At 65.1% G+C, this 13,196-nt stretch carries 9 protein-coding genes and 1 tRNA gene; all 10 read right to left on the reverse strand.

What is annotated here, in order from left to right:
- Positions 1 to 202 precede the first annotated feature (202 nt).
- The gene (gene rpoC / locus CKO31_RS23400; protein WP_200242344.1) at positions 203 to 4,429 is read right to left on the reverse strand and encodes a DNA-directed RNA polymerase subunit beta'; all 4,227 of its coding nucleotides are present in this window, start codon (positions 4,427 to 4,429) and stop codon (positions 203 to 205) included.
- A 200-nt stretch (positions 4,430 to 4,629) separates the two neighbouring features.
- On the reverse strand, positions 4,630 to 8,781 hold the full coding sequence (gene rpoB / locus CKO31_RS23405) for a DNA-directed RNA polymerase subunit beta (RefSeq protein ID WP_200242355.1): 4,152 nt from the start codon (positions 8,779 to 8,781) through the stop codon (positions 4,630 to 4,632).
- Positions 8,782 to 9,004: 223 nt separating this feature from the next.
- Positions 9,005 to 9,385, reverse strand: coding sequence for a 50S ribosomal protein L7/L12 (rplL, locus tag CKO31_RS23410; protein ID WP_200242358.1), 381 nt, complete (start codon positions 9,383 to 9,385; stop codon positions 9,005 to 9,007).
- A gap of 83 nt (positions 9,386 to 9,468) precedes the next feature.
- Complete coding sequence (rplJ, locus tag CKO31_RS23415) at positions 9,469 to 9,996, reverse strand: 50S ribosomal protein L10 (RefSeq protein WP_200242373.1); 528 nt, start codon at positions 9,994 to 9,996, stop codon at positions 9,469 to 9,471.
- A 342-nt stretch (positions 9,997 to 10,338) separates the two neighbouring features.
- On the reverse strand, positions 10,339 to 11,034 hold the full coding sequence (rplA, locus tag CKO31_RS23420) for a 50S ribosomal protein L1 (RefSeq protein ID WP_200242376.1): 696 nt from the start codon (positions 11,032 to 11,034) through the stop codon (positions 10,339 to 10,341).
- Positions 11,035 to 11,469, reverse strand: a complete 435-nt coding sequence (rplK, locus tag CKO31_RS23425) for a 50S ribosomal protein L11 (protein ID WP_200242382.1) — start codon at positions 11,467 to 11,469, stop codon at positions 11,035 to 11,037.
- A 265-nt stretch (positions 11,470 to 11,734) separates the two neighbouring features.
- The gene (nusG, locus tag CKO31_RS23430; protein ID WP_200242385.1) at positions 11,735 to 12,268 is read right to left on the reverse strand and encodes a transcription termination/antitermination protein NusG; all 534 of its coding nucleotides are present in this window, start codon (positions 12,266 to 12,268) and stop codon (positions 11,735 to 11,737) included.
- Between the two features lie 2 nt (positions 12,269 to 12,270).
- Positions 12,271 to 12,648 carry a preprotein translocase subunit SecE gene (gene secE / locus CKO31_RS23435; RefSeq protein ID WP_200242387.1) on the reverse strand — a complete coding sequence of 126 codons (378 nt, stop codon included), beginning with the start codon at positions 12,646 to 12,648 and terminating at the stop codon, positions 12,271 to 12,273.
- A 33-nt stretch (positions 12,649 to 12,681) separates the two neighbouring features.
- A tRNA-Trp gene (locus CKO31_RS23440) sits at positions 12,682 to 12,757 on the reverse strand.
- Positions 12,758 to 12,840: 83 nt separating this feature from the next.
- On the reverse strand, positions 12,841 to 13,196 hold a 356-nt coding region (locus tag CKO31_RS23445), incomplete at its 5' end, for an EF-Tu C-terminal domain-related protein (protein WP_498370621.1).

A 13,196-nucleotide genomic window follows, 5' to 3' on the forward strand; every position in this document is an offset into this window, starting at 1 on the left:
AATGCGGAAGTCCGGAACCGGCGCGAAATGCTCAAGGATGCTGGCAGACACGAGAAACTCCTAACACAGTTTCTCGAAGGATGCCTCAGATACATGTTTCAGCGCTAGTTTATATGCGCTCGCCCTGGCCTTTTTGTCATCGCAACGGCGCTGGCGACCCATCCACCAGGGACTCGCCGCCGACGCCGTTTGAGCAGGGCGCTTACTCGGCCTCGGAATCCGAGGTGTTGAGTGCCTGCTTCAGGGCCTGCTCCAATTCCTCTGCGGCGAGCTCCATGCGCTCGTCCGCGGCGGCACCGGTGTCATCCTGGCGCCTGCGCCGACGCTCGTTGTGGTAGGCGAGGCCGGTACCCGCCGGGATCAGCCGACCGACGATGACGTTCTCCTTGAGCCCGTTCAGTCCGTCCACCGAGCCGCGCACCGCCGCCTCGGTGAGCACCCGTGTGGTCTCCTGGAACGACGCCGCCGAGATGAAGGAATCCGTGGCCAGCGAGGCCTTGGTAATGCCCAGCAGCAGCGGCTCGTACAAGGCCGGGTGCTTGTCCTCGGCCCGCACGCGCTCGTTCTCCACGAGCAGGGCGCCGTAGTCCACCTGCTCGCCGCGCAGCAGCCGGGTGTCGCCGGCATTGGTGATCTCGACCTTGCGCAGCATCTGGCGGACGATGACCTCGATGTGCTTGTCGTTGATCTTCACACCCTGCAGGCGATAGACGTCCTGGATCTCCTTGACCAGGTACTCCGCCAGCGCGGTGATGCCCTTCAGCCGCAGGATGTCGTGCGGATTGAGCTCGCCCTCGGAGATGACCTCACCGGTCTCGACGCGCTCGCCCTCGAACACGCTGACGTGACGCCACTTGGGAATCAGCGACTCGACCGTCTCGCCGTCGTCGGTGGTGATGACCAAGCGCTGCTTGCCCTTGGTGTCCTTGCCGAAGCTGACGGTGCCGGTGGCCTCGGCCAGCAGTGCCGGCTCCTTCGGCTTGCGGGCCTCGAACAGGTCCGCCACCCGCGGCAGACCGCCGGTGATGTCGCGGGTCTTGGAAGACTCCTGCGGGATACGCGCCAGGATGTCGCCGACGCCGACGTCGGCGCCGTCGGTGACGCTGACGATGGCCCCCGCCGGCAGCAGGTAGCGGGCCGGCATGTCGGTCCCGGCGATGTTCAGATCCTCGCCGTTCTCGTCCACCAGGATCACCGTCGGGCGCAGATCCTTGCCGGAGGATGGGCGCTGCTTCGGGTCGATCACTTCTACCGAGGCGAGACCCGTGACCTCGTCGGTCTTGCTCTGGACCGTGACACCGTCGATGAAGTCCTCGAAGCGCAGCTTGCCCGCCACCTCGGTGACCACCGGGTGGGTGTGCGGGTCCCAGTTGGCAACGATCTGTCCGCCTTCCACGCGGTCGCCGTCACCGACGTTAAGGGTGGCACCGTAGGGGATCTTGTAGCGCTCTTTCTCCAGGCCCTTCTCGTCGGTGACAGTCAGCTCGCCGGAGCGCGAGACAGCGACCAGGTTGCCGGTGTGGTGCTGCACCGTCTTGATGTTGTGTAGGCGTGCCGTGCCGTCGGATTTGACCTGCACGTTGCTCACGGCCGCAGCCCGGGAGGCGGCACCGCCGATGTGGAAGGTGCGCATGGTGAGCTGTGTGCCCGGCTCGCCGATGGACTGGGCAGCGATGACGCCGACGGACTCGCCCTGGTTCACGCGGTGCCCGCGGGCCAGGTCGCGACCATAGCACTGTGCACAGACGCCGAGCCGCGCCTCGCAGGTGATGGTGGAGCGCACCAGCACCTGGTCGATGCCCAGTACCTCCATGTCCTGCACGCGATTCTCGTCCAGCAGGGTCCCCGCCTCGAAAATGACGTCGTCGGTGCCCGGCTTGTAGACGTCCACGGCCGTGACACGGCCGAGGATGCGCTCGCGCAGGGGCTCGACCACGTCGCCACCCTCGATGATGGGCGTCATCAAGAGCCCGTTCTCGGTACCGCAGTCTTGCTCCAGCACCACCATGTCCTGGGCGACGTCCACGAGCCGGCGCGTCAAGTAGCCGGAATTGGCGGTCTTGAGCGCCGTATCCGCCAGACCCTTCCGGGCGCCGTGGGTGGAGATGAAGTACTGGATGACGTTCAGCCCCTCACGGAAATTGGCCGCGATGGGCGTCTCGATGATGGAGCCGTCCGGCTTGGCCATGAGGCCGCGCATGCCGGCGAGCTGACGGATCTGGGCCGCCGAGCCGCGGGCGCCGGAGTCGGCCATCATGAAGATGGAATTGAAGGAGTCCTGCTCCTGCTCGTTGCCCTCGCGGTCGAGGACCTGGTCCTTGCCCAGCTTGCGCATCATGGACTTGGCCACCTGGTCATTGGTGCGCGACCAGATGTCCACGACCTTGTTGTAGCGCTCGCCATTGGTGACCAAGCCCTGGGTGTACTGGTCCTCGATCTCCTTCACCTCTTCTTCGGCACGGCCGAGGATTTCCGGCTTTTCTTCCGGCACCTCCATGTCTTCGAGGCCGATGGACACGCCTGCCCGGGTGGCCATGCGGAAGCCGAGGTACATGATCTGGTCGGCGAAGACCACGGTGTCCTTGAGGCCCAGCTCGCGATAGCACTGGTTGATGAGCTTGGAGATGGCCTTCTTGCCGAGCGGCTTGTCCACCAGCTCGAAGGGCAGTCCCTCGGGCACGATCTCCCAGACCATGGCCCGGCCGACCGTGGTGTCCTTGATGCTCCAGTGCTCGTGCATCTCGCCCTGCTCGTTCGGCAGCACTTCGCGGATACGTACCTTGACCCGCGCATGCAGGTCCGCGAGCCTGTTGTCATAGGCGCGGTGCGCTTCGTCGACACCCGAGAGCACCAGGCCCTCGCCCTTGGCATTGACGCGCTCGCGGGTCATGTAATACAGACCGAGCACCACGTCCTGCGACGGCACGATGATGGGCTCGCCATTCGCCGGCGACAGGATGTTGTTGGACGACATCATCAGGGCGCGGGCCTCCAGCTGCGCCTCCAACGACAGCGGCACGTGCACCGCCATCTGGTCGCCGTCGAAGTCCGCGTTGAAGGCCGTGCACACCAGCGGGTGGAGCTGGATGGCCTTACCTTCGATGAGCACCGGCTCGAAGGCCTGAATGCCCAGGCGATGCAGCGTGGGCGCGCGGTTGAGCATCACCGGGTGCTCGCGGATCACCTCTTCCAGGATGTCCCAGACCTCGGCGGTGCCGCGCTCCACCATCTTCTTGGCCGCCTTGATGGTGGCCGCCAGGCCGCGGCTTTGGAGCTTGCTGAAGATGAAGGGCTTGAACAGCTCCAGCGCCATGCGCTTCGGCAGCCCGCACTGATGCAGCTTGAGTGTGGGGCCTACCACGATGACCGAGCGTCCGGAGTAGTCCACGCGCTTGCCGAGCAGGTTCTGGCGGAAGCGTCCCTGCTTGCCCTTGATCATGTCGGCCAAGGACTTGAGCGGGCGCTTGTTGGTGCCGGTGATGGCCCGCCCGCGGCGACCGTTGTCCAGCAGCGCGTCCACGGCCTCCTGCAGCATGCGCTTCTCGTTGCGCACGATGATGTCCGGCGCCACCAGGTCCAGGAGGCGCTTGAGGCGGTTGTTGCGGTTGATGACCCGGCGATACAGATCGTTTAGATCAGAGGTCGCAAAGCGGCCGCCGTCGAGCGGCACCAGCGGGCGCAGCTCCGGCGGCAGCACCGGCAGCACGGTGAGGATCATCCATTCCGGGCGGTTGCCCGAGGCCTGCAGCGACTCCATGAGCTTCAAGCGCTTGGAAAGCTTCTTGATTTTGGTCTCGGAATTGGTGGCCTCGATCTCCTCGCGCATGGTGCGGATCTCGGCGTCGAGATCGATGGTGCGCAGCAGCTCGAATACGGCCTCGGCGCCCATGCGGGCGTCGAATTCATCGCCGTTGGCCTCCAGCGCATCCAGGTACTGCTCATCGGTGAGCAGCTGCCCGCGCTCGAGCTCGGCGGTCATGCCTGGATCGACGACGACGAAGGACTCGAAATAGAGCACCCGCTCGATGTCGCGCAGGGTCATGTCGAGCAGCAGGCCGATGCGCGAGGGCAGCGACTTCAGGAACCAGATATGCGCCACCGGGCTGGCCAGGTCGATGTGGCCCATGCGCTCACGGCGCACCTTGGCCAGGGTGACCTCCACCCCGCACTTCTCGCAGACGACACCGCGGTGCTTGAGGCGCTTGTACTTACCGCACAGGCACTCGTAGTCGCTGACCGGGCCGAAGATTTTGGCGCAAAACAGGCCATCGCGCTCCGGCTTGAAGGTCCGATAGTTGATGGTCTCCGGCTTCTTGACCTCGCCGTAGGACCAGGAGCGGATCATGTCCGGGGACGCCAGGCCGATGCGAATGGCATCGAACTCCAGCGCCTGACCCTGCTGCTTGATGATTCTGAGCAGATCTTTCAAAGCCGATCTCCTGCGAAGAAGGTTGCGAGTGTCGCGGGTCGAGTGTCGAGTAGCGAGGCTCGAGTGTCGAGTAGCGAGGTTGGCGGACCGACGCCGGCGGGCAGCGGAGCCGGGGGCGCTCGGCGCCCCTCGTTACTCCTCGCCACTCGCCACTCGCCACTCGTCACTCGTCACTCGTCACTCGTCACTCGTATTCGAAGCTAGTCCTGCTCCAGCTCGATGTTGATGCCAAGGGAGCGGATCTCCTTGACCAGCACGTTGAAGGACTCGGGCATGCCGGCCTCCATGCGGTGGTCGCCGTCGACGATGTTCTTGTACATCTTGGTCCGCCCGTTCACGTCGTCGGATTTCACCGTCAGCATCTCCTGCAGCGTATAGGCGGCACCGTAGGCCTCCAGCGCCCAAACCTCCATCTCGCCGAAGCGCTGCCCGCCGAACTGGGCCTTGCCGCCCAAGGGCTGCTGGGTGACAAGGCTGTACGGGCCCGTGGAGCGCGCGTGCATCTTGTCGTCCACGAGATGGTTCAGCTTCAGCATATACATGTAGCCAACGGTCACCGGCCGCTCGAAGGCCTCGCCGGAGCGGCCGTCGTAGAGGGTCGTCTGCCCGGACTCCGCCAGCCCCGCGAGGCGCAGCATCTGGCGGATTTCGTCTTCGGTGGCGCCGTCGAACACGGGCGTCGCCAGCGGTACGCCGCCTGTGAGATTGCGCGCCAACGCCACCAGCTGCTCGTCGCCGAGCTCGTCCAGCGCCTCCTGTTTGCCGCTGGTGTTGTACAGCTCCTCCAGGAAGCCGCGCAGCTCCACTGCGGGTGCGTCGCCGCGCAGCATGGCGTCGATGCGCTCGCCCAGGCCCTTGGCCGCCCAGCCGAGATGCGTCTCCAGCACCTGACCCACGTTCATGCGCGAGGGCACGCCGAGGGGATTCAGCACGATGTCCACCGGCTCGCCGTCGGCGCTGAAGGGCATGTCTTCCACCGGCACGACGCGGGAGATGACGCCCTTGTTGCCGTGGCGCCCGGCCATTTTGTCGCCGGGCTGGACGCGGCGCTTCACCGCGACGTAGACCTTGACCATCTTGAGCACGCCCGGGGCCAGCTCGTCGCCCTGGGTGATCTTGCGCTTCTTCGCCTCGAAGTGGTCGCGGAACTCCTCGCGCTGCTGCTTGATCTGGGCACCGGCGGCCTCGAGCTGCATCGCGGCCTCTTCGCTGCGCAGCCGAATCTCGAGCCAGCGGTCGCGCCCGTGCTCCTCGGCGAGTTCGTTGAGATAGGTCTTGGTGATCTTGGTGCCGGCCTTGAGCCCGGACGGGCCGCCGTCGGCGGTTTTGCCCACCAGGAGCTTCTCCATGCGCTGGAAGGAGTCCTTCTCCATGATGCGCTGCTGGTCGCCGAGGTCCTTGCGGATGCGCTCCAGCTCCATTTCCTCGATCTGCAGCGCCCGCTTGTCCTTTTCGACGCCGTCGCGGGTGAACACCTGCACGTCCACGACGGTGCCCGCCATGCCGGAAGGCAATCTGAGCGAGGTGTCCTTCACGTCCGAGGCCTTCTCGCCGAAGATCGCGCGCAGCAGCTTTTCCTCGGGCGTCAGCTGGGTCTCGCCCTTGGGTGTGACCTTGCCCACCAGGATGTCGCCGTCGCGCACTTCGGCACCGATGTACACGATGCCGGACTCATCGAGCTTCGACAGCGCCGCCTCACCCACGTTCGGGATATCGCTGGAGATCTCCTCCGGGCCGAGCTTGGTGTCGCGGGCCAGGCAGGTGAGCTCTTCGATGTGGATGCTGGTAAAGCGGTCCTCCTTCACCACACGCTCGGAGATCAGGATGGAATCCTCGAAGTTGTAGCCGTTCCAGGGCATGAAGGCGACGCGCAGGTTCTGGCCCAGTGCCAGCTCGCCCATGTCCGTGGACGGGCCGTCCGCGAGCACATCGCCGCGCTCGATGGCGTCACCCGGCTGCACCAGCGGGCGCTGATTGATGCAGGTGTTCTGGTTGGAGCGGGTGTACTTGGTCAGGTTATAGATATCCACGCCGGGCTCGCCGGCCTCGGTCTCTTCGTCATTGACCCGCACCACGATGCGCGCAGCATCCACCGAATCGATGGTGCCGCCGCGGCGGGCCCACTGCACGACGCCGGAGTCCTTGGCTACCACCCGCTCCATGCCGGTGCCCACCAGGGGCTTCTCCGCCCTTAGGGTCGGCACGGCCTGGCGCTGCATGTTCGAGCCCATCAGCGCGCGGTTGGCGTCGTCGTGCTCCAGGAAGGGAATCAGCGACGCCGCCACGGAGACGATCTGACGCGGCGAGACGTCCATGTACTGGACCTCTTCCGGCGCCTTCATCGTGAACTCGTTCAGGTGGCGGCAGGACACCAGGGCATCGGTGAGGCGGCCTTCGTCATCCAGGGTGGCATTGGCCTGGGCAATGACGTAGCCGCCTTCCTCGATGGCTGAGAGATGGTCGATCTGGTCGGTGACCTTGCCGTCATCGACACGACGATACGGCGTCTCCAAGAAGCCGTAGCGGTTGGTGCGGGCGTACACCGCCAGCGAGTTGATGAGGCCGATGTTGGGGCCTTCCGGCGTCTCGATGGGGCAGACGCGGCCATAGTGGGTCGGGTGCACGTCGCGCACCTCAAAGCCGGCGCGCTCGCGGGCAAGACCGCCCGGGCCCAGCGCCGATACGCGGCGCTTGTGCGTGACCTCCGACAAGGGGTTGTTCTGGTCCATGAACTGCGACAGCTGGCTGGAGCCGAAGAATTCCTTGATGGCCGCCGACACCGGCTTGGCGTTGATGAGCTCCTGCGGCATCAGGCCCTCGGACTCCGCCAGTGACAGACGCTCCTTGACGGCGCGCTCCACCCGCACCAGACCGACGCGGAACTGGTTCTCGGCCATCTCCCCGACGCAGCGGATGCGCCGGTTGCCCAGGTGATCGATATCGTCCACGCTGCCGCGGCCGTTGCGCAGCTCGATCAGCACTTTCAGCGCATCGACGATGTCCGACGTCTCGCCATAGGCCTCCACGAGCTGGGTCGCCGTATCGTCGCTGCGGGCGCTGAAGTACTTGTGATCGTAGAGAATGCCGGTGCCTTCGGTGCTCTCGCGTCCGAGCCGGCGATTGAACTTCATGCGCCCGACGGCCGAGAGGTCGTAGCGGTCCGACGTGAAGAACAGGTTGTGGAACAGGTTCTGTGCAGCCTCCTTCGTCGGCGGCTCACCCGGGCGCATCATGCGGTAGATCTCGACCTGGGCCTCGAGGTCCGTGCGCGTGGCATCGATCCGCAGCGTCTCGGACAGGTAGGGTCCGTGATCGAGGTCGTTGACGAACAGGGTCTCCACCCGCTCGATACCCTTCTCGCGCAGCAGGGCCAAGAGCTCGTCGGTGATCTCGGCATTGGCCTCGGCGATGACCTCGCCGGTGTCCGTGTCCACCAGGGTGTGGGCGAGCGTGCGGCCCAACAGGAACTCGTCTGGCACGGCGAGACGCTCGATGCCGGCCTTCTGCAGCTCGCGGATGTGTCGGGCGGTCACGCGCCGGCCGGCCTCCACCAGCACCTTGTCGCCGATGCTGATCTCGAAGTTGACCGTTTCGCCGCGCAGGCGCTCGGGCACCAGCTCGAGCTCGATGGCGTCGCCGAGGTGGAAGGTGTCGGTCTCGAAGAACAGCGCCAGCATCTCGTCTGTGCTGTAGCCCAGTGCCCGCAGCAGCACCGTTGCCGGCAGCTTGCGCCGGCGATCGATGCGCACGAACACGTTGTCCTTGGGGTCGAACTCGAAGTCCAGCCAGGAGCCGCGGTAAGGAATCACGCGGGCGGAGAACAAGAGCTTGCCGGACGAGTGCGTCTTGCCCTTGTCATGGTCGAAGAAGACGCCCGGCGAGCGGTGCAGCTGGGAGACGATGACGCGCTCGGTGCCGTTGATGATGAAGGTGCCGTTCTCGGTCATCAGCGGCAGGTCGCCCATGTAGACTTCCTGCTCTTTGACGTCCTTGACCACCTTGCTGCCCGCAGGGGCCTCCTTGTCATAGATGACCAGGCGCAGCAGGACCCGCAGGGGTGCCGCATAGGTGGCACCGCGCAGATTGCACTCGCGCACGTCGAAGGCGGGCTCGCCGAGCCGATAGCTCACGTACTCCAGCACGGCGTTGCCCGAATAGCTCTCGATAGGCAGCACCGAGCGAAAGGCCGCATGCAGCCCCATGTCCTCACGCGCGTTCGGGGCGCGCTCGGCCTGCAGAAAACCCCGATAGGAATCGATCTGCGTAGCGAGCAGAAAGGGGACCTCGAGAATGGTCGGGCGCTTGCCGAAATTCTTGCGGATACGCTTCTTCTCGGTGAACGAGTAGGCCATACTTGCCTTCCCTCATCTGTGGGGGTCAGTGCCGAGCCGCACGCGGGGTGGGGCCGGTAGGGATGCGTGCAACGCCCGCCGTGGTGGCGGCGGCGTGCTGGTGCGCGATCGTTTAGCGCTGCAACAGCGCCAACGTGCCAACAATGCGACAGCGCCGAGAGGCCGGCGACCCGAGGTCGCCAGCCTGATCGGCGGGACTCTGCTGTGATGCAGACAATGCGGCTTATTTGACCTCGACGGTCGCGCCGGCCTCTTCCAGCGCTTTCTTCGCCTCTTCGGCGTCGTCCTTGGAAACGCCTTCCTTCAGCGTCGTCGGGACGCCTTCGACCGCCTCCTTGGCCTCCTTCAGGCCGAGCCCGGTCAGGGCCCGCACCGACTTGATGACACCAACCTTGTTGGAGCCGAAGGACGCGAGCACGACGTCGAACTCAGTCTGTTCCTCGGCGGCCTCGGCGGCCTCGGCGCCGCCGGCGGCCGGGGCTGCGGCCACGGCGGCAGCGGCGGTGACGCCAAATTTCTCCTCCATGGCGCTGATGAGGTCGACCACCTCCATCACGGTCATGTTCGCGATGGTGTCGAGGATATCTTCTTTTGAAACGGCCATAATGATCTCCTGGGAATCGGTCGTCGGTCAGAAACCGAAGCGTCTCGTAATCTCAAATCTGCGATGACGGGCGTGCTCGCGCGTCAGGCGGCTTCCTTGGCATCGCGCACGGCAGCGATGGTTCGCACGAGCTTGCCGGGCACTTCGTTGAAGGTGCTGGTCAGCTTCTGCGCCGGCGCCTTCATCGTGGCCATCAGCAGACTGATGGCCTCGTCATAGGTCGGTATCTTGGCGACTTTGTCCAGCTCCGAGGGCTGCAGCAGCTGCCCGGACAGGGCGATCATCCGCACCTGGAAGTGACCGTGCTCCTTGGCGAAATCCTTGGCGACGCGTGCCACCGAGCCCGGATCATCGCGACCGAATGCCAGCACGAGCGGACCCGTGAGGCTGTCGGTCATGCATTCGAACTCGGTGTCGGCGAGCGCACGCTTGGCGAGCGTATTCTTCACCACCCGCACGTAGACACCCGCGTCGCGCGCCTTCAAGCGCAGCGCCGTCATCTCCGCAACCGTCAAGCCGCGATATTCGGCGCCGATGGCGGAGTAGGCACTCCGCGCGACTTCCGAGACTTCCGCGACCACGGCCTCCTTTTGAGCAAAGTTCAGCGGCATAGGCTTCTCCTGATGGCTCCCGGGTCGCCCCGGGAGGGGCCGGTCGACCACGTATCCCACCGTGGCGCCGGGCTGACTGCGTGCTCCGTCATCGAGGCCGTTGGCAAGAAGCCCGTGGCCACTGCGAGGGCACATCTGCGCAGGCGACAATTAAGTCCAATGGCCCGCTTTCCCGGCGCGACGTTGGACACCTGCGGTCTTTGACGGACCTCGGCTCGACACCACCGATGTCCCAAAGCTTGCGCTGCGGCCGCCCTGATCTCGGGCCGGGCGGCCGCAGTAGGGTTTTTGCCTCAGCAATACGCGCAACACCTCGGGCTGCGCGTCCTGTCTCAAAGGCACTCAGAAAGACAGGGCGGCATGATCCACGGCGAGACCCGGGCCCATGGTGGAAGACACGGTCACCTTCTTCATGTAGACGCCCTTGGCGGCGCTAGGCTTGGCCTTCATGAGATTGCCGAGCAGGGCTTCGAGGTTTTCGCGCAGCTTGTCTGCATCGAAATCCATCTTTCCCAGCGGGCAGTGGATAATCCCGGCCTTGTCCGTGCGATAGCGCACCTGACCGGCCTTGGCGTTCTGCACCGCTTGCGCCACGTCCGGCGTCACCGTCCCGACCTTCGGGTTGGGCATGAGGCCGCGCGGTCCGAGCAGCTTGCCCAGCTGGCCGACGACACGCATGGCATCCGGCGTCGCGATGACGACGTCGTAATCCAGGGAGCCGCCCTTCATTTCTTCCGCCAGGTCGCCCATGCCCACGCGGTCTGCGCCCGCCTCCGTCGCCAGGTCCACGTTCCCGCCCTGGGTGAAGACCGCCACGCGGACCTGCTTGCCCGTGCCGTGTGGCAGCACCGTGGCCCCGCGCACCACCTGATCGGACTTCCGCGGATCGACGCCCAGGTTCACCGCCACATCGATGTTCTCGACGAACTTCACGGTGGACAGCGTCTTGAGCAGCGTGAACGCCTCGTCGGCCGCATACATTTTGCCGGGCTCGATCTGCTCGCGAATCGCCTTCGCACGCTTGGTCAGCTTGGCCATTTATTCCACCCCCTCGACATTCAGGCCCATGGCACGGGCACTGCCGGCAATGATGCGAACCGCCGCGTCCATGTCATTGGCGTTGAGATCCGGCATCTTGGTGGTGGCGATCTCCTCGAGCTGGGCACGGCTCACTTTGCCCACTTTGTCCGTGTTCGGCGTGCTGCTGCCTTTACCCACGCCCGCGGCCTTTTTGAGCAGCACGGACGCGGGCGGCGTCTTGGTGATGAAGGTGAAGCTGCGATCCGCATAGACGGTGATCACCACAGGGATCGGCAAGCCCTTCTCCAGCTCCTGCGTCTTGGCGTTGAACGCCTTACAGAATTCCATGATATTGACGCCGTGCTGACCGAGCGCAGGCCCAACGGGCGGGCTCGGATTGGCCTCGCCCGCCTTCACCTGAAGCTTGATGTAGGCGTTGATTTTCTTTGCCATAATTCAATACCTCGACGGGTCCGAGCGCCGCCCCGGTCGGCCGGCTCCCCGTACACTGTCCTAACCCGGCAGAGCCGGACTCAAAAACGACGGCCGAAGCCCCTGCTCGCTGTCGCGCTCGGGCTCCGCACCATGTCGATGACCACAACGAGCGCGAAGCACCTTCGGCGATTTGTTGAAGCCTCGCAGCCTGAGGACTAGGCTTCGGCACGCCGCCCTGTTTGGTGTCCGTGAGCGGCTTGCGATGGTCCGATGCGCGATCGGCTCAGCCCTTCTCCACTTGGCCGAATTCGAGATCCACGGGCGTGGAGCGGCCGAAGATCAGTACCGAGACCTTCAACCGGCTCTTGTCGTAATCCACCTCTTCGACGACCCCGTTGAAGTCCGTGAAGGGCCCATCGACGACGCGCACCACTTCACCGGGCTCGTAGAGCACTTTCGGACGCGGCTTCTCGACGCCCTCTTGGACGCGCTCGAGGATGGCATCCACCTGCGAATCCGGTATCGGTGCCGGACGGTCTCCCTTGCCGCCGATGAAGCCCATCACCCGGGGTACATCCTTGACCAGGTGCCAGGTATCGTCGGTCATTTCCATATTGACCAGCACATAGCCTGGGAAGAATTTGCGCTCGCTCTTGCGCTGCTGGCCGCCGCGCATCTCCACCACCTCTTCCGTGGGCACCAGAATGTCGCCGAAGGCGTCCTGCATCCCGGCGCGGGCGATGCGCTCCTCGAGAGAGCGCTTCACCTGGCTCTCGAAGCCCGAGAAGGCGTGGATGACATACCACCGCTTGGCCACGCTCAGCCCCCTTGTCCGGTCAGGAAGCGGAGAATCGCCATCAGCACCATGTCGAACAGCCACAGCAGGATGCCGAGAATCAGCACCATGACCATGACGATCAGTGTGGTCTGAATCGTCTCTTGACGGGTCGGCCAGACGACCTTGCGCACCTCCATGCGCGCGTCGATGGCGAAGCGCCAGAGCTGACGACCAGGTACAGAGGTCAACGCGATTGCTGCCGCGCCGCCGGAGAGGGCGAGCAGCACCACGACCCGCAGCAGCAACGAGTACTCAGCGAAAAAGTAAAAGCCCCAGAGCGCCGCGATGACGATCGCCGCGGCGGCAACGAGCTTCGCGGTGTCGAGGCCGGATGCTCCGGCTTCGGCTTTTGCGTTCATGCTTCCCGCAAGCGGCCTACCGGCCGCGGTGTGTGGCAGGCCAGGAGGGACTCGAACCCCCAACCTGCGGTTTTGGAGACCGCTGCTCTGCCAATTGAGCTACTGGCCTAGAAAAAATGCAGCGGGGCGACAGCCTGCCACTGCCACCCCGAATCGGCGCCGACGGAGCCTCCCGCAGGCGCCCCGGCACGCTTACTCGACGATCTTGGCGACGACGCCGGCGCCGACGGTGCGACCGCCCTCGCGCACGGCAAAGCGCAGCCCCTCTTCCATGGCGATCGGCGCGATCAGGCGCACGGTCATCTTCACGTTGTCGCCCGGCATCACCATCTCCACACCCTTGGGCAGCTCGCAGGCGCCCGTGACGTCCGTGGTGCGGAAGTAGAACTGCGGCCGGTAGCCGTTGAAAAACGGCGTGTGACGCCCGCCCTCTTCCTTGCTCAGCACATACACCTCGGCCTCGAAGTGCGTGTGCGGCGTGATGCTCTTGGGCTTGGCCAGTACCTGACCGCGCTCGACGTCTTCGCGCTTGGTCCCGCGCAGCAGCA

Origin of the sequence: Thiohalocapsa halophila (genome assembly GCF_016583825.1) — a bacterium.
In the GTDB taxonomy this organism is placed as follows: domain Bacteria; phylum Pseudomonadota; class Gammaproteobacteria; order Chromatiales; family Chromatiaceae; genus Thiohalocapsa; species Thiohalocapsa halophila.